Genomic DNA, 16,924 nt, shown 5'->3' with positions numbered 1-16,924 from the left:
TGACATCTACCTCTCAGCGATAGCGCCTCTGATCCAGGGTTGTCAGCCGGTCCGGGTGGAACACCATCAGCCCGGTGACGAAGGCGCCATTCACAAAGCCTTCCGGGATCATGAACAACGGCAGGTACGCCAGATACTCGTAGATCAGCTCGCCAAAGGTATACACCCCGGCAGACCAAAGCATCAGACACATCACCATGCCTGCCACGGCAACAGAGATGCCAGCACCAAAAAAACCGCAGAAAAAAATGTAGGCAAAAAAATTCCTGAAATTGCGTTTTCGCTCCCAGAGCATGATGCCGTTGCTGACCAGGGCCGGCACCATCACCGTCACCAGTCCATTTGCGGCGAAAGCAATCAGCGGTTCACGCCCGGTAATCACGGTAATCACCAGCGCCAGCAACCCGGACAACACCGCCAGCCGCCAGCCCATCATCAGGGTAATGAGGGTGATACCAAATACGTGGATGGACAGCCCGGGGGAAATCCCCGCGCGTAGTTGCCAGACAAATCCGAGAGCCACTGCCGCCCCGAAGAAGGAATGTTGCAGGGCCTGGTCGCGGCGGAAGGCCGACCAGTCGGTGCCCCGCACGGCATTAACCAGAATCGCCAGGAATATCAGACCCGTGATGATCAGTTGGCTGGCAGAGAGCAGGTTCTCGGTCATTCCCATGGTTTCGATGCTCCGGTCCAGAACGTCGAGCTGCCTCTGCAGAGGATCTGGTCAGTGCCTGCCAGGCCTCGTAGGCACTCAGAAAGACCTGCCCCCCAAGGTTCGCCAACAGCTCGGTGCCACCAAGTCGGTCCATAACAGGGCCTTTTACGTCTGAAAGATGCAGGCGAACACCGGCATCCGTCAACCTTTCGTTGATCGCTTCAAGGCTTTCCAGGGCAGACGCGTCAACCTGATTGACCGCCGGGCATACCAGCACCAGGTCCTGCAGTTCCGGTTGCCGGGTCACCAGGTCCATCACGGTTTCTTCCAGAAAGCGGGCGTTGGCGAAATACAGGCTTTCATCCACCCGCAGGAAGGTCACTTTCGGGCACAGTTCCACCTGGTGCCGCAGCACATTGCGAAAATGCTCGGTACCCGGCACGCGGCCAATCACCGCACTGTGTGGACGGCTTGTGCGGTACAGGAAAAGACCGATAGAGAGAGCCACACCAGCGACAATACCGGCCTCCACACTGTACAGCAGTGTCAGCAGGATGGTGGCCAGCATGGCTCCGAAGTCTGACCGGGAATAACGCCAGGTGCGGGCTAGCGCGGGCAGATCAATGAGGGTGGCCACGGCCACGATGATGGTTGCAGCCAGAGTGGCCACCGGCAGATAGGCGATAGCGGGTGTCAGAAACAACGTGGCAAGAGCAATACCAACGGCCGTGAACAGGCCTGCAGCCGGGGTTTCAGCGCCGGCATCAAAGTTCACCACGGAACGGGAGAAGCCACCCGTTACCGGCATACCCCCCGAGAAACCCGCCCCCAGATTCGCAGCACCAAGGCCGATCAGTTCTTGGTCAGGATCAATTCGCTGGCGCCGTTTGGCCGCCAATGTCTGCCCGACGGATACCGATTCAACAAACCCGACAACACTGATCAGCAGCGCGCCCATCGCCAGCTGTTTCCAGAGCGACAGCTCCATCGGCGGCAGGGTAAATTCCGGCAGTCCCCGGGGAATGTCGCCAACAACGCTCACTCCCCTTGCATCCAGCCCCAGCCACCAGGCCAGCAGGGTGGTTACGAATACTGCAAGAATAGGTGCCGTCTTGGTAAGGATATCCGCCATTCGCGGCCCCAGACCCAGACGCCTGAGCAGGGGCTTGAGTTTTTTGCGGGACAGCACGAGGAATACCAGCGCGCCGATACCCACCAGAACGGTGGGTAGATGGGTATTCCCTATATTGGCCAATAATGACGAGCCGATCTCCAGAAGGTTATGGCCTGACGCCTCGACCCCCAGAATATGTTTCAGCTGACTGGCAGCAATCACCAGCCCGGACGCCGTGATAAAACCCGAAATCACCGGGTGACTCAGAAAATTGGCGAGAAACCCCAGCTTCAGCACGCCCATCACAAACAGCATCAGCCCTGACATGACACCCAGCAACACTGCACCGGCGACATACTCCGGGCTGCCAGCATCGGCGATCGGGGCAAGTGCCGCGGCGGTCATCAGGGCAATCACGGCAACCGGGCCCACGGACAGCGTACGACTGGTTCCGAACAGGGCGTAGAGCGCTAACGGCAGGATGCTGGCGTACAGTCCCACCTGGGCAGGCAGCCCGGCCAGCAAGGCATAGGCCAGCGACTGGGGGATCAGCATCACGGTGACGATGACTGCTGCCACGAGATCACTGACGGCATGCTCACGCCTGTAACCGGGTAACCAACCCAGAAAAGGCAGGTACTGTTTCAGTTTCATCCGTACCTCAGAACAGGTTGACGGGTACTTTCAGATAGACCTGGCCGTTGTCTTCCGCTGGTGGCATGTGCCCTGCCCGCATATTGACCTGCACCGAAGGCAGAATCAGCCGGGGCATGTCCAGTGTTGCGTCCCTTTCGGTCCGCATTTTCACAAACTCTTCCTCGGAAATGCCTTCATGGACATGAATGTTGGCCTGGCGCTGCTCTGCCACCGTGGTCATATGATGGTATTCATCACGCCCCGGAGCCTGGTAATCGTGGCAAAGGAAAATGCGGGTCTCCGGCGGCAACGCCAGGACTTTCTGGATTGACTGATACAGCGTCCGGGCATCGCCACCGGGAAAATCACAGCGAGCGGTGCCGTAGTCCGGCATAAACAGGGTATCCCCGACAAAGGCAGCATCACCGATCACGTAGGTCAGACAGGCAGGAGTATGACCCGGTGTGTGCAACACCCGGCCCTCCAGACCTCCAATCCGGAAGCGATCACCTTCTTCAAACAGGGCATCGAACTGGCTGCCATCCCGGGCGAAGTCGGTACCGGCATTGAAAGCCTTGCCAAAGATCTCCTGTACCTCAACGATGTGGGCACCAATGCCGGTTTTACCGCCAAGCTCCGTGTGCAGGTAGGGCGCTGCAGACAGGTGATCGGCGTGAACATGGGTTTCAATGACCCACTCCACCTTGAGGTTCTTTCCCCGGACATAGTCAATGATTGCATTGGCAGAGCGCACGTCGATCCTGCCTGCGGCATAGTCAAAATCGAGAACAGAATCGATGATTGCGCAGGCATTGCTGTCAGGGTCACTGACAACGTAGCTGAATGTATTGGTAGGTCCGTCGAAAAAGTGCTGGACGAGTGGATTAGCCATAGTACTCATCTCCCGGGTCATTCATATTTAGTTCTAAGCATATACTAAAATGAAATATAGAGGGAAATGATCTTTTGTTATAGCCGCGATGGCCCTGATGCATTGGCGAAGCAATCACGCCCCGCTTCTTTGGCAAGATAGAGCCGGTTATCTGCTTCGCCTATCAGCGTTTCCGATGTCGGGTCGGCAGCACCATTATCGCCGACAGCTGCAACTCCAGCGCTTACGGTCAGGGAAATGTTCTGTCCTTCAAAGACAAAGTCGTACACCCGGACCCTGGAAATAATCCGGTTCACCAGTGCCCCGGCAGCTTGACCGTCGGTGGCAGAAAAAACGACGACAAACTCCTCGCCACCAAAGCGGACAACCACATCCGTGGCACGGGTATGCGCAAGCAGAATACCGGTGAACTCTCTGAGCACGTAGTCGCCAGCCAGGTGGCCGAGGGTGTCATTGACCACTTTGAAGTGGTCAATATCAAACAGCGCCAGTACGAATGGCTGCCCCTCGCGATTCCAGAGGGCAATCATTTCATCCAGGCGGGGGTAGAGATAGCGACGATTGTGAAGCCCGGTCAACGGGTCCCTTATCGACTGGTTCAGTAGTTCCTCCTCCAGCCGGTGACGTTCCAGGGCGCCAGACAGCAGCCCGGAGACAATGATCAACAGGTCGGCCTGATCAATGCGCCAGACCCTCTGGCTAAGAGAATCCACGCCAAAAAAACCGGACACCACCCCCCGGGTCCGCACCGGAACACAAAACATGGAGCTGACCCCCTGTTCCGTCAGCAGGGCTTTTTCCGGGGCGGCTTCCACGGGTAATGCATCCACATCCTCGATAAACACGACCCCGTTTTCCCAGATCATCCGGTCGATCTGGCCATGCCACCAGGCGAAGGTATCTATCTGCACCTGCTGCTGGGAGCCGATCAGCGGCTCAACGCCATTTCGACACCATTCATGGGTGTTGGTCATTTCGGAGCGCTGTTCTGAGAAACGGTACAGGTACGCCCGGTCTACGCCAAAAAACTCGCCGATAGCCTCCAGCACCTGATTGATGCTCTCGTCAATATTGCCAAACCCTCGGGTAATAAAATCCGTGGACAATCGTGCGATCAGTTTCTGGAAGCCCGCCTGAAAAGCGAACTCGGCCTCGCTCTCCCGCAGGGAGAACTCGAGATCCTTGAACGGCTGGATGTCATTGAACTGGCCGAACCAGAGTATGCTGCCATCCGCCTGGAGCTCGGGAATCGAATCGGATTCGAACCAATGGTAGTCTCCGCTGGCCAGGCGCATCCTGGCCTGATGCTGCCACGGCGTGAGCTTGCTGGCAGATTCAGCAATACTGGCGGCCACGCCGGCTACATCCTGCGGGTGGATAACAGAGAATACCCTTTCGCCATCCTTCTGCAGATCCGCGGGATCTATCCCGAACAGCTCCCGCACCCGCTCGCTGACAAAGGGATACCGCTGGTGGTGCCCGTCAGCACTGCGCTCATAGATGAACAAAACCCCGGGCACTCCCGACGCCAGCTTAGGAAACAGTTCCGTCGACCGGAGGTTTCCCGGCCAGTCGTCATCAAATTGCGGCATAGACGCTCAGTAACTCCGGATGCGGAGGGCCTGATCTGCCCTCCTGTTAATGGAGTGTAGAGCAAGGTGACAGTAGCTGCGAGCTGTAACAACCGGTCAGGATCAAAGCTTCCCGAGCCGTTCGGCTATCTCCTCCCTCCGGCCTGCATCCGCGATTTCCCGGCCCGGCCGGGGTGAGGCCCTGAGCGCATTGCTCAGATAAACCTTTGCCCTGGATTTCTTGCCCTGTTCAAGCAGGAAATCACCGAAAAAGTAATTGGGGTCGATGCCGTCGGGGTTGATAGCCAGGGCCTTCTGCAGGTATTTCTCCGCCTGTTCGTCATCTCCGAACGACAATGGCCACCCTGGCACCTGGTAATAAAGACTGCCGAGGGAGGTGTAGGCCGAGCCGTCGAGCGCACTCTCATCTATCGCCAGCGCCGCTTCCAGAGCTTGACGGGCATCCTTGACCAGCCCCAGGGCTCCCAACCCGCCTTTGGCGCCAGCATAGGTGCTCAGCACAATGCCCTGCCAGATCAGCGGTTCAGCGCGATCAGGGTATTGCGCCACAAATCCTTCAACGTCAGTCACAAGGTCTTTGAACGCCTTCTCCTGCTGGTCTTCCGGCAGCTGATACTGAATTTCCGCCCAGCGGTGCTGAATGGCCGCCAGCTCAGTCTCCAGATCCGCGGCCCAGAGAGGCATGGCAACCACCCAGGCCATCATCAGAACGATCCACTTCATGACAGTACTCCTGAATTGAGAAAACGCCGGATGATCGGCAGTTGCTTGAGTATGGCTTTGTCGACGATACGCGGGAGTACTCCGTTGATGACCACGAAGAGTTTCTCCGGCCAGCCAAGGAACCGGCGTCGGTCATCATGCTTCATGGCTTCCAGAATCTGCGATGCCACCGTCTCCGGTGTATCGACGCTGTTTCCGAGGGCGCGATTCAGCTCATTCACCTCTTCGGGGTTCATTTCGGTGGCGGTGGCTCTGGGTGCCACGTAAACCACCTGAACGGCGGTATCCGCCAGCTCCCGACGCAGCGCCTCGGTAAACCCGCGCAAACCGAACTTGGTGGCGCAGTAGGCGGTATAGCCAGGAAAACCGATGCTGCCGAAAGTAGACCCTACAAATACCAGGGCACCGCTGCCGGCCTTATTGAACCGGGGCACGAAGTGCCTCGCTACCAGCATGGCAGAGCGAAGATTTACAGTGAGCTGGGCATCCAGTTCGCTGACTTCCATAGCAGCGAGCCCGGCAAACCGATTCTGGCCGGCACAGTGGATCACCCCGTCGATATCCGGATAGGCCTCGCTCAGCCGCACCAACTGCTGATCGAGATCGCCGGCGGCAAGATCCAGATGCACCACGGACACCCCCTCCCGGTGCCCGAGATTCTCCGGATGCCGGGATGCCACGATGACCCGGGCTCCCGATCTTACCAACGGATCCACCAATGCCTTGCCGATACCGCCGGTTCCTCCCAGCAACAGGAATACCCGGTCATGCAGCCTCATGGCGCTGCTCCTTACGGTTGGCCGGCAGCGGGATGCTGTGAAGCATGTCACCGTAGAGGCGATACACCATACGAGCGGCTTCGATGATCGCCCGCTGGTCATCCGCATCAGTGATCTCATTCATCAGTTTGCGGAAGAACTCGAAATGCTCCTGGTCCAGGGCACCATGGGAGTACAGATAACTGAAGGCCTCGTCAGGCAGCCCCAGCTGTTTCTGGATGGCTTCACCCAGCGGCGTAGCCAGCTCGATGGACGTGCCTTCCAGGACCTGCACCATGCCGAAAAAAGCCGCAGGGTTGCCGCGCTGGATACGGTCGTACAGGTAGGCCACCATCAGTTCAATGGAGGAATCCGGATTACCATGGCGGATGGCGCCCTTATCCTCGCCACAGGCCTCCAGGTCATTCAGTATCCATTCGTGGTGGCCGTACTCTTCCTCGATGTACTCCACAAGGGCCTTGCGTACGAATTCCAGCCGCTCCGGAAGCTGACCACCGCAAGCCATCATCAGCGGAACGGTGTGTTTTACGTGATGATAGGCCTGGGTCAGAAACCAGGTATAGCCCTTGATGTCAAAGCGCCCTTCACGGATAGCTTCAACAACGGGGGCTCCGGTTACATGGGCTCGGGCTTGCGCAGTCTCGGATTGCAGACGGTCGAAAAATGCCATATCAGTGTCTCCTGGCTGGGTTGAAAAGGTTGACTGGTCAACAGAAAGATTCATGAAAACCGGCAAGGCACCCGCCAACAATCGTGGCAAGTCGGCCTGAAGCTGATGGCGCACTGGCCGACCGTTTGCGGTCAAATGGCCCTGCGCCCGGGTCAGTAGCTGACGACGGATATACACCGCCTCCAGCCGGGCATAATCGGGCAGTCCGCCATTGAGTGTGGCCAAAGCCCCGCGCAACTGCTCCGGCGAACGACCATCCCGGATAACCACCAGTGCACTGGGGTTGGGATCACCGTCCCCGAACACCACGGCCTGATGAGCTCCCAGGGCCTGAATCAGTTCGCTTTCCAGCCATTCGGGGCTGATATTCCGACCAAAGCTGGTGATCAGCAGGTTCTTGGCGCGGCCATTCACCGACAGGAAACCGGCCGTATCCACGGCGCCCAGATCCCCGGTATCCAGCCATTCATGATCATCAGGCTCCTCGCCCAGGTAGCCAAGGTGGGTGTTGCCCCGAATCAGGATATGCCTGCGGTCATCCACCCTCACCTCGACGTGGCACAGGGGTTCGCCTGCGGTGCCCTCGTGCTCGGCTCCGGGAACATTGAGCGCGACGACGGAGCAACATTCAGACAAGCCGTAACCCTCGTAGAGTGGCAAACCTGCGGCGTGGCCACGGGCCAGCAACCCGGACGACACCCGGCCTCCGCCAACCGCCAGAAACCGGAACGACCGGCTGTCCAGCTGCCCCTGTTCCACCGCCGTCACCAGTGCCATGGCCAGTTCCGGCACCAGAATCAGTGAATGCGGTTCGCTCTGGTTGATCCCCTGCACCAGGCGGCCAGGATCCAGACCGCTGCTGCCGGTCATGCCAAGACTCTGCAGAGGAGCAATGTTGACGGTACCGCCCATAAGCAACGGCAGATAAATACCGGCGATGTTTTCCAGCAGGGTGGCCATCGGCAGGATGCAGAGGTGCTGTTCAAGCTCAACACCACCCAACCGCTCCTTCAGGGCCAGGGTGGTCGCTGTCATCTGCTCGACAGACAGGCAGACACCCTTCGGCGTGCCGGTACTGCCTGACGTAAAGGTGATTTTTGCGGTTTCTCGCGGCATCCTCGCCCCGGCTGCTGACACCGGCAAGTGTCGTATCCAGATGCCATGCCCAAGGTGTTCTGCACCTGTAATGGCTTCCACAGACAGCAGACAGTCCAGACCTGCTCTTTCAATCAGGTGTGACGTCTGGGAGTGGGAGAAAAACACGGGCATCGGCACACAAACCACTCCTGCCAGCAGGCACGCCAGATCCGCAAGAACCCAGGCCACAGAGTTGTCGCCGCAAAGCCCCGCACGCCGAACACCCGACCGTTTCAACTGATCGGCCAGGGCATTCGCCGCCTGCATCATCTGGGCATAACTGAAGGCCGAATCCGGCCCCTGCAAAGCAACGCGAGAGGGGAGAATACCCGCCTGGCGCCACAGCAGTTCAGGCAGTGCGGCCATAGGAACCTCCCAACATCGATTTTCCTTCACCGTTGTTCTGCGCTACCGGCTGGACCAGTTTCAGCAAGCCGGCGCTGCGCAACGCGGACACGCCATCGGCCACGCGAATCGCCATTACCACCGGATGGTGGTCGTAATATCGCCCCCAGCCAGCGCCGCTATCAGGCAGGTGTGCCCGGTCGGCATCTGCCAGGACTTCCGTGGCAATACCGAGCCGGTGAAAACTGTTACGCAACTGATCGGTGCCGGTGCACACCACCCAGTCATAGCCGGCACCGTTCAACCAGACTGACAGGGAAGCAAACAGATAACGGCTGACACCGGCTTCGACACCGGCCAGGTGAGCAATCTCTGCAATCCTGGAGCGTTCAATGCCGGTTACCGGCATCACCGACTCGATTGGTACCGACAGGTAATCCTCGAGAAACAGTCTTTCCTGCGCTGCATTGCGCACGCCAACCGCCGCCAACAACGTTCCCTGTGCGGTCGTCAGCGCCAGCAAGGCCGGAATACGCAACGAAGGCTCGGCGCCGTAGGCATGCAGAAACCGCCGGCGAATGAATCCCACAACCGTATCTGCCATTGCGGTATCAGGATGGATCCGGCAAAACCATCGACCGGCACAACGGATGACCGGAACCACGTCCCCGGAGTCCGGGGGACAACAGGTCGACATCATCAGCGGGTCTGTCATATAGGGCCTCCCTTTGGCTACAGGGACCAGATTAGGGTGGCAGCCTTAATCAGGGCTTAAGAGAATCCGGGATTTTTCTTAAGCTGGCCTTAAGATTTCTGTGCCAGAATGGTTTCCAGACCGGTAACAGGACCCGCCATGCGGATATTGCTCGTAGAAGATGACCACCACCTGGCCAACACCATGCTGGGCATGCTGCGCGACGACCAGAACACAGTTGACTGGCTGGACGATGGCCAGCAGGCCATGAACGCCCTCATCAATGAACATTTTGATCTGGCCATTCTGGATCTCACACTGCCACGAGTGGACGGGCTCGATATTCTGAAGGGTGCCCGGAAACAGGGCATCCAGACACCGGTGATCATTCTTACCGCCCGGGCGGATCTCGATGAAAAGCTCAACGGGCTTGATGCCGGTGCAGACGACTATCTGACCAAACCCTTTGCCATGGCCGAGCTCAAGGCCCGGATCAGGGCGATCACGCGCCGGGGCAACTCTTTGCCTCAACAGGGCCTGACGGTGGGACAGCTGGTACTTAACCCGGACTCCGGTCAGCTCATCAAGGGCGACGAGACCATCACACTGCCCCGAAGTGAGTTCCAGATTCTTTACTACCTGATGCGCCATCCCGACCAGGTTGCCACCCGCAGGCGCCTCGAAGAACAGCTGTACGGCTGGGATCAGGGCGCTGAAAGCAATGCCCTTGAAGTGCATATCCATCACCTGCGTCGCCGGGTTGGCAAGGCTTCCATCCGTACCATTCGTGGCGTGGGCTACCTGCTCGACAGCCAGGCTGCAGCCGGGGTGCCGGAGTGTCCCTGACCCGCACCCTGACACTGCTGGTGACCTCAACGGTTCTGCTGGTTGCGCTCATCGCCGCCGCCTGGAGTTACATCGAGAGCAACCATGAGCTGGAAGAGCTGTTCGATGCCGAACTGGCCCAGAGCACACGGATCGTCCAGGGCCTGGTTCGCCACCTGGCTGATACCCAGTCGCTGGAACAGTTACCGCAAACCCTCAGTGAAACACTGGCACTGCCGCGCTCCGACGATATGGACATCGATTTCGAGGCCGACGATGATGAAATCCTGCCGGACGGAACCGGGCACAAATATGAAAAAAAACTGGCCTTTGAGGTCTGGACACCTGATCGCGAACCGCTGCTGGACACCCTCAAGGCCGATGATGCCGAGGGACTGGTTCCGGGCTACTCCTGGGCCGAGTCCAGCGGGCACCGCTGGCGGGTTTTCACGCTCCAGGACCCGGCCACCGGCTTCTGGATCCGTACCGCCCAGCGTGAAGACATCCGTGAGGAGCTGAGTCAGGAACTGGCTCTTGGCAATGTACTACCTCTGTTACTGGCACTGCCGCTGCTGCTGATTGCCGCCAGTGCCGCCATCCAACTGGGATTCCGCCCCCTGCGGAGACTGGAGCGCCCCATCCGCCACATGGCCGCGGAAAACATCCATCCCCTCGACGACCGGCAGGCACCCAAGGAGGTGGCGGGGCTGGTGCAGGCGGTGAACAGCCTGCTCAAGCGTCTGAACCAGGCTCTTGAGCGGGAACGCCGGTTCTCTGCCGATGCCGCCCACGAACTGCGAACACCATTGACGGCGCTGCGTCTGAACCTCGAGAAGATCTGTGAGAAGGATCCGGAACAATTCCGGGACCTGATCCAGTCCGTCGACCGCATGGTGCATCTGGTTGAGCAAATGCTGCTGCTCAATCGGGTCGATGCCGGTACCGACTTCCGCCCGGGCTACCATAACCTCTCGGTGATTCTGGAACAGAGCATTGCAGACGTCGCGCCGCTGGCCCTGAAAAAGGACATCGACCCAATACTCGAAGACGAAGCCGGCAAGGCCCTGACCTGCTGCCACAGTGCCCTGATCAACACACTGATGCGCTCCCTGCTCGCCAACGCCATTCAGTACAGCCCGGAGCACACTGCCATTACCACCCGCCTGGTGCCCGCCGGTGACGGCTACCTCATAACCGTGTGCGACCAGGGCCCGGGCATTCCTGCAAAAGAGCGCGAGCGGGCGCTCAGCCGTTTCGTAAGGCTTGACCAGCGACGGGGCGGCGGTGCCGGGCTTGGCCTCGCCATCGCACGCCGCATCGCCGAACTCCATGGTGGCCAATTGACCCTCAGCGACCGGACCGACGGTCAGAGTGGACTCTGTGTCAGCATCTGGCTTCCGGCCCAGCCGGCCCGGCAAATCCACAGGGCTTAAGGTTGAATTAAGGTTGCAGGCGGATACTGCAGTTCCTGACGATGGGGCCAAAGCCGGCCCCGATGCCACGCCTGCTACCGAAGGAATGCCTTTATGAGCCAGGAACAAACGCTATCAATGGTGATCCCCGCCAGGGACGAACAGACAAACATCGCCAGCCTGCTGACCGAAGCCTTTGATGTGATGCAGGATTACCGGGGCTTTGAAGTGGTTCTGGTTGACGATGGCAGCAGTGACCAGACGCTGGACACGGCATTGAAAGCGGCCCAAGCCGCCTGTGGCCGGCTGGTGACAGTCCGGCACGAGCGGAGTATCGGCCAGAGCGGAGCCCTCGCCACCGGCATCAGGCACGCCAGCGGTCGCCTGATCGTAACGATGGACGGCGACGGCCAGAACGACCCGGCCGACATACCCGCGCTGCTGCAAAAAGCCAATACGATCCTGGCACCCGACTTCTGCATCGCCGGCTATCGCAAAAAGCGCAAAGACACCGCCTGGAAACGTCTCCAGTCGCGGCTTGCCAACCGGGTTCGTAATGCCTTGCTGCACGATGGTGTTCCGGACACGGGGTGCGGGCTCAAGCTGTTTCCACGGGATACCTTCCTCAAACTGCCCTGGTTCGACCATGGCCATCGGTTCATACCCGCGCTGGTCAAGGCGATTGGCGGTGAAATCAGAGTTGTGGAAGTCAATCATCGGCCGCGCAATGGTGGTGTGTCCAAGTACAGCGCCTGGAACCGGACCTGGGCCGGCATCCTCGATCTTATAGGCGTCATGTGGCTATTGCGCAGGACCCGGGTGCCCGTCATTTCCCGGATTCTGGATTCGCAAGCAGTCTGACATGCAGAACCTCGCCCGCGGGCTGTTCTTCGCAGCATTGGCATTGGTGGGCTACCTGGCCTTTGATGCCGGCTGGTTGAACGTCCTGACCGATGAAAACCGGTTGGCCAGCTACCTCGGCAGCCACGGAGCGGCCGGCATTGTGTTTATCACAGTGGCCGGTGCTGTGTTCACCGGCCTCGGCGCGCCCCGGCAAGTGCTCGCATTTGCAATGGGGTTTGCCCTCGGAAGCATCAACGGCGCGTTACTTTCATCACTGGCAACGGCCATCGGCGCCAGCGGCTGTTTTTTTGCCGCTCGTTGGCTGCTGCGCGACTCGCTGAGCCTCCGCTTCAGTCACCAGATGCGTCGGTTTGATGACCTGTTTCGCGAGCAGACCCTGCAGAAAATAGTGATGGTTCGCCTGCTGCCGGTAGGTAGCAATCTGCTGACCAATCTGGTGGCCGGTTGCTCCGGCATCCGTTTCGTCCCGTTTCTGATAGGGAGCACGCTCGGATACCTGCCCCAAATGGCGATTTTCGCCCTGGCCGGATCCGGGATCGGCAACGCCGACCGTTACCAGCTGCTGCTCAGTATTGTTCTGTTTGCCCTGGCCTCACTGATGGGGGCATCACTCTACCGGAATCACAGGGCCCGAGACCTGGCCGACTCTGTTTCTGATCATCCCTGAGACTGGACCATGCCCGCATCACCCTTTGTTCGCCATCTCCCCGAATACGTTTTCAACCTTTCGCGGAACCGGCTACTGCTGGTGCTGCTGGCATTCGCCGCAGTGATGATCCTCACCGGCATCGGTCTGCGATCCCCGTGGCCTGCCGACGAACCGCGCTTTGCCGAGGTCGCCAGGGAGATGGTGGCTTCCGGTAACTGGCTGATCCCCATGAGAGGGGGCGAGCTCTATCCGGACAAGCCTCCCGTCTTCATGTGGAGCATTGCCCTGTTCTATTGGTTAACTGGCAGCCTGAAAGTCGCCTTCCTGCTGCCGAATGCACTTTGCAGCCTGCTGACCCTGGGGCTGGTATTTGATCTGGGTGCAAGGCTATGGAACCCGCGTACCGGCACCATCGCCGTGTTGCTGTTGATGCTCGCACCGCAGTTTCTGATTCAGGCCCAGAAGGCCCAGATCGATGCCATGGTAGCCTGCTGGATTACCGTCGCCTGCTATGGCCTGATCCGGCATTTTTTCACTGGACCGGCCTGGGGCTGGTATTTTGCCGCCTGGGCATTCATGGGGCTCGGAATTATCACCAAGGGTGTCGGGTTTCTGCCCGCATTCATGCTTATCCCGATTCTGGTACTCGGGCTGCGGAACCGCCAGCTTTTTTCCGACACACTCACCTGGCGCTGCGCCCTCGGCCCACTGGCCATGCTCGCTGTCGTCGCAGCTTGGCTGATCCCCATGGTGCTCTATGTGAACAGCCTGGGCACAGAAGAAGCTCTCGCCTACAGAGACAACATTCTGTTCAAGCAGACCGGCGAACGTTATGCAGACTCGTGGGGCCATATCCAGCCCTGGCATTACTACCTGACCAGTGTCATTCCCTCACTCTGGTTCCCGCTACCGTTATTGCTGCTGGGCTTGCTAAGACCAATGGCAGAAACGATCCGGCAACGCCCGGTTATCATGGTTCTATTGGCCTGGATCGTTCTGGTTATCGTGTTTTTCAGTATCAGCCCAGGCAAACGTGGGGTGTATGTCCTGCCGGCATTACCCATGCTCGCCCTGGCCATTGCACCGGCACTGAGCACCCGGCAGCCAGCCCGGTGGTTTCCACCAATACTGACGGGGCTGCATTTGCTGCTCGCCATTGCCCTGATAAGCGTGGGCATCATGGCCTGGAACGATCACCCGGGACTGGTTAAAAAAGTGTCTGATTACAGCCAGGACCCGGCGCGCCTGCATGAAGCCGGAACACTGGTCTTCAGCGTTGGCATGATATGGCTGTTGAGTCTCGGCGTATTCTGGCGCACTGAGGCGCTGGGGCGCTTCTTTATTGCTCTGATGGTCAGCTGGTTGCTCTACACAACCTGGGGTTATCGCATTCTCGAACCCCTGCGTACCCCTCGCAATATTCTTGCTGCCGCTGAACAAAAAATTCCGTCCAATGCACAGATCGGCATGATTGATTTCAAGGAACAGTTCATCCTGTTCTCCCGGCTCGATTTCACGCATTTCAGCTATTTCAGCAACCGTGAACAGGAAGAGCGCAATGCTTGGCTGTGGATGAGCAAAACGGCGGACAGCTACCTTATTGTCGAAGACCATCATGATCTTCGGTGCTTCACCGATAAAGGGGCTATTTTTCTGGGTACCGCACACCGGGAGAGCTATCTTTTGCTCAGTGACAAACACATGGAGCCCAGCTGCGCGCCACCGAAGAAGGTTGAGTGGTTTACCACGCCAACACCCGGCGACTGGCAGAGGTAAGCTGTCACTCGGTTTGTAGTGTGGAAGTAAAGCCCGGAAAACAGCTCTTGGCGCGGGGATGTTTGAAAAGCATCAGTTCCGAATTCGGCGAGTTTTCCCGCGCCGCACTGGTACACTTCCAGACATGGACACACTGACTGACGACCTCTGCTATCAGGCACTGAAAACCCGGGACCCCCGTTTCGACGGGCGCTTCTACACCGCTGTGCTGACCACCGGAATTTTCTGCCGCCCGATCTGCCCCGCTGTTACCCCAAAGCGGGACAATGTGCGCTTTTACCCATCAGCAGAAACCGCCATGGCCAATGGTTTCCGCCCCTGCCTGCGGTGCCGTCCTGAAGCGGCTCCTGGCAGCCCCGCAGCTGCCGGCGTTCATACCACGCTGGCACGAGCTGTGCGGCTTGTGGAGGAGGGCGCCCTGGACACAGGCACGGTATCCGACCTGGCGGAGCGCCTTGGCATTACCGATCGCTACCTGCGCCAGCTCTACAAGCGCCACACCGGAGTGAACCCACAGCAACATGCCCAGGCCCGGCGCCTGTTACGAGCCCGACAGCTTCTCGTGGACAGCAACCTGAGCATGACCGAAATTGCTGATATCGCCGGCTTTGGCAGCTTGCGCCGCTTCAATCACACTCTGAAAGAAACCTATGGCGACGCGCCCACGGCCTACCGTCGTGGGCTTAAACCCATTGCAAACGATGCCCCGCACACTCCCGACGCCCCCTTTTTGCCAGCCCGCGACGACCTTGTACTGTTCCTCCAGGCACGCTCGCCCTTTGACGGCGACCAATTGCTGACTTATTTCCGCGCCCGCGCCATTCCCGGGCTGGAGGCGGTGGGCAAACAGTATTACGCGCGATCCGTGTCTGTGCGGGGGCAACCAGGGCTGGTAATCTGCCGCCCGCAAACCACCCCGCAGGGCGTGCAGGTTATCCTGCGGGGTCCGGCACGCCAGGCCATCCTGGAGGTAAGCGCGCAAGTACGCCGGTTGTTTGATCTGGATGCCGACCTTCCCGGCATCACCGACCACCTGTCCCAGGACCCACTGTTGCAACCTCTGGTTGCGCAACATCCCGGCCTGAGGGTACCTGGTTGCTGGGACCGGTTTGAATTCGCTCTTCGGGCTGTCCTGGGACAACAGATATCCATTGCCGCCGCCCGCACGCTTGCAGGCAGGCTGGTTGCCAGCCAGGGCACCCCACTTCCTGATGAATTGACGGCTGGTACAGGAATCACCCACCGATTCCCGCAGCCAGAAGCGATAGCAGACCAGCCGCCAATCAACATAGGGCTGCCCCGTAACCGCGCAGACACCCTGGCACAAGTCGCGGCCCGGTTTGCCGAGCCCGGTTTTGCCGAACTGGACGGCAACACCCTGCTGGAGCAACTGGCCACCCTGCGTGGTATCGGCCCCTGGACACTCAATTACCTGGCACTTCGTGGCCTGGGCGATCCGGATGCGTTCCCGGCAAGCGACCTGGGCATACTCAAGGCCTCTGCCCATCTTGGTGGCCCGACAAACGCCAAGGCTCTAACCCATTACGCCGAGCGCTGGCGTCCATGGCGGGCCTATGCAGCCCAGTACCTGTGGACATCACTGGCCACCCACCCAGCCCGGGAGGAGACAATGTCATGAGCACAACAATCACTGTCAGCCGCTTTCCCAGCCCCATTGGCCCACTCAGCCTGGCCACGGTAGACGGCAAACTCGTTCACCTGGACTTTGACGGCAACGACGAGCGCATGCACACCCTGCAAACACGGCGCTTCCGTGACGCCCAATGGCAGGAACAGCCCCGGTCCGCCCCCGAAGCCATTACGCAGTGGCTGGAGGCCTACTTCGCCGGGGTCTTGCAGCCGCTGCCATGGAACGATCTCCGGTTAACCGGGACCGACTTCCAGCAACAGGTGTGGCAGGGGCTCACCGGCATTCCCACGGGAAAGCCCTGCTCCTACCGGGCGCTGGCCGAAACTCTGGGTAACCCCAGGGCCGTGCGTGCCGTAGCGCGGGCCAATGCCCTCAACCCGGTGGCCATCCTGATCCCCTGCCACCGTGTAATCGGTGCTGACGGTACACTAACCGGTTACGCCGGCGGCCTGGAACGCAAGGCCTGGCTGCTCGACCATGAGGCTGAGAGCCTGAAGGCGGTTTAACCAG

The 16,924-nt window shown here is 59.4% G+C and carries 15 protein-coding genes; 7 read left to right on the top strand and 8 right to left on the bottom strand.

Annotation, left to right across the window (positions count from 1 at the left end; all coding sequences use genetic code 11):
- Positions 1-13 precede the first annotated feature (13 nt).
- From FDP08_RS14220 to FDP08_RS14185, 8 genes are all read right to left on the bottom strand, one after another.
- The gene (locus FDP08_RS14220; RefSeq protein ID WP_137436783.1) at positions 14-673 is read right to left on the bottom strand and encodes an energy-coupling factor ABC transporter permease; all 660 of its coding nucleotides are present in this window, start codon (positions 671-673) and stop codon (positions 14-16) included.
- A complete protein-coding gene (locus tag FDP08_RS14215; RefSeq protein WP_137436782.1) occupies positions 597-2,423 on the bottom strand; it encodes a SulP family inorganic anion transporter in 1,827 nt (608 codons plus the stop codon). Before FDP08_RS14215 ends, FDP08_RS14220 begins: the two co-directional genes overlap by 77 nt.
- A 7-nt stretch (positions 2,424-2,430) precedes the next feature.
- Positions 2,431-3,297, bottom strand: coding sequence for an MBL fold metallo-hydrolase (locus tag FDP08_RS14210; protein ID WP_137436781.1), 867 nt, complete (start codon positions 3,295-3,297; stop codon positions 2,431-2,433).
- 77 nt (positions 3,298-3,374) lie between these two features.
- Positions 3,375-4,889, bottom strand: a complete 1,515-nt coding sequence (locus FDP08_RS14205) for a sensor domain-containing diguanylate cyclase (protein WP_137436780.1) — start codon at positions 4,887-4,889, stop codon at positions 3,375-3,377.
- Positions 4,890-4,991: 102 nt separating this feature from the next.
- A complete protein-coding gene (locus FDP08_RS14200) occupies positions 4,992-5,612 on the bottom strand; it encodes a tetratricopeptide repeat protein (protein WP_137436779.1) in 621 nt (206 codons plus the stop codon).
- A complete protein-coding gene (locus FDP08_RS14195; RefSeq protein WP_137436778.1) occupies positions 5,609-6,391 on the bottom strand; it encodes an SDR family oxidoreductase in 783 nt (260 codons plus the stop codon). Before FDP08_RS14195 ends, FDP08_RS14200 begins: the two co-directional genes overlap by 4 nt.
- Positions 6,378-8,564, bottom strand: a complete 2,187-nt coding sequence (locus tag FDP08_RS14190; RefSeq protein WP_137436777.1) for an AMP-binding protein — start codon at positions 8,562-8,564, stop codon at positions 6,378-6,380. The genes FDP08_RS14195 and FDP08_RS14190 overlap by 14 nt, the downstream gene beginning before the upstream one ends.
- On the bottom strand, positions 8,548-9,258 hold the full coding sequence (locus FDP08_RS14185) for a thermostable hemolysin (protein ID WP_170979035.1): 711 nt from the start codon (positions 9,256-9,258) through the stop codon (positions 8,548-8,550). The genes FDP08_RS14190 and FDP08_RS14185 overlap by 17 nt, the downstream gene beginning before the upstream one ends.
- Positions 9,259-9,396: 138 nt before the next feature.
- Between FDP08_RS14185 and FDP08_RS14180 the strand changes: the two genes are divergently transcribed.
- From FDP08_RS14180 to FDP08_RS14150, 7 genes are all read left to right on the top strand, one after another.
- Positions 9,397-10,083 (top strand): response regulator, encoded by a 687-nt coding sequence (locus FDP08_RS14180; protein WP_137436776.1) that lies wholly within the window; start codon positions 9,397-9,399, stop codon positions 10,081-10,083.
- Positions 10,074-11,495, top strand: coding sequence for an ATP-binding protein (locus FDP08_RS14175; protein WP_137436775.1), 1,422 nt, complete (start codon positions 10,074-10,076; stop codon positions 11,493-11,495). The genes FDP08_RS14180 and FDP08_RS14175 overlap by 10 nt, the downstream gene beginning before the upstream one ends.
- Positions 11,496-11,588: 93 nt before the next feature.
- Positions 11,589-12,335: a glycosyltransferase family 2 protein gene (locus FDP08_RS14170; protein WP_137436774.1), complete on the top strand. Its 747-nt coding sequence runs from the start codon at positions 11,589-11,591 to the stop codon at positions 12,333-12,335.
- A 1-nt stretch (position 12,336) separates the two neighbouring features.
- On the top strand, positions 12,337-13,005 hold the full coding sequence (locus FDP08_RS14165; protein ID WP_137436773.1) for a TVP38/TMEM64 family protein: 669 nt from the start codon (positions 12,337-12,339) through the stop codon (positions 13,003-13,005).
- Positions 13,006-13,014: 9 nt separating this feature from the next.
- Positions 13,015-14,763, top strand: coding sequence for an ArnT family glycosyltransferase (locus FDP08_RS14160; RefSeq protein WP_137436772.1), 1,749 nt, complete (start codon positions 13,015-13,017; stop codon positions 14,761-14,763).
- A gap of 124 nt (positions 14,764-14,887) precedes the next feature.
- Complete coding sequence (locus FDP08_RS14155) at positions 14,888-16,402, top strand: DNA-3-methyladenine glycosylase 2 family protein (RefSeq protein WP_137436771.1); 1,515 nt, start codon at positions 14,888-14,890, stop codon at positions 16,400-16,402.
- Complete coding sequence (locus FDP08_RS14150; RefSeq protein ID WP_137436770.1) at positions 16,399-16,920, top strand: methylated-DNA--[protein]-cysteine S-methyltransferase; 522 nt, start codon at positions 16,399-16,401, stop codon at positions 16,918-16,920. The genes FDP08_RS14155 and FDP08_RS14150 overlap by 4 nt, the downstream gene beginning before the upstream one ends.
- Positions 16,921-16,924 lie beyond the last annotated feature (4 nt).

Origin of the sequence: Marinobacter panjinensis (assembly GCF_005298175.1) — a bacterium.
In the GTDB taxonomy this organism is placed as follows: Bacteria; Pseudomonadota; Gammaproteobacteria; order Pseudomonadales; family Oleiphilaceae; genus Marinobacter; species Marinobacter panjinensis.
Note: the sequence above shows the minus strand (reverse complement) of the source record. Positions and strands in the feature narration are given on the sequence as shown.

Bases quoted from the DNA above. Each gene is read 5' to 3' on its own strand.
- FDP08_RS14190 (WP_137436777.1), bottom strand. From the start codon at position 8,564: ATGGCCGCACTGCCTGAACTGCTGTGGCGCCAGGCGGGTATTCTCCCC.
- FDP08_RS14150 (WP_137436770.1), top strand. From the start codon at position 16,399: ATGAGCACAACAATCACTGTCAGCCGCTTTCCCAGCCCCATTGGCCCA.
- FDP08_RS14160 (WP_137436772.1), top strand. From the start codon at position 13,015: ATGCCCGCATCACCCTTTGTTCGCCATCTCCCCGAATACGTTTTCAAC.
- FDP08_RS14220 (WP_137436783.1), bottom strand. From the start codon at position 673: ATGGGAATGACCGAGAACCTGCTCTCTGCCAGCCAACTGATCATCACG.
- FDP08_RS14170 (WP_137436774.1), top strand. From the start codon at position 11,589: ATGAGCCAGGAACAAACGCTATCAATGGTGATCCCCGCCAGGGACGAA.
- FDP08_RS14180 (WP_137436776.1), top strand. From the start codon at position 9,397: ATGCGGATATTGCTCGTAGAAGATGACCACCACCTGGCCAACACCATG.
- FDP08_RS14165 (WP_137436773.1), top strand. From the start codon at position 12,337: ATGCAGAACCTCGCCCGCGGGCTGTTCTTCGCAGCATTGGCATTGGTG.
- FDP08_RS14200 (WP_137436779.1), bottom strand. From the start codon at position 5,612: ATGAAGTGGATCGTTCTGATGATGGCCTGGGTGGTTGCCATGCCTCTC.
- FDP08_RS14185 (WP_170979035.1), bottom strand. From the start codon at position 9,258: ATGACAGACCCGCTGATGATGTCGACCTGTTGTCCCCCGGACTCCGGG.
- FDP08_RS14210 (WP_137436781.1), bottom strand. From the start codon at position 3,297: ATGGCTAATCCACTCGTCCAGCACTTTTTCGACGGACCTACCAATACA.
- FDP08_RS14215 (WP_137436782.1), bottom strand. From the start codon at position 2,423: ATGAAACTGAAACAGTACCTGCCTTTTCTGGGTTGGTTACCCGGTTAC.
- FDP08_RS14155 (WP_137436771.1), top strand. From the start codon at position 14,888: ATGGACACACTGACTGACGACCTCTGCTATCAGGCACTGAAAACCCGG.
- FDP08_RS14205 (WP_137436780.1), bottom strand. From the start codon at position 4,889: ATGCCGCAATTTGATGACGACTGGCCGGGAAACCTCCGGTCGACGGAA.
- FDP08_RS14195 (WP_137436778.1), bottom strand. From the start codon at position 6,391: ATGAGGCTGCATGACCGGGTATTCCTGTTGCTGGGAGGAACCGGCGGT.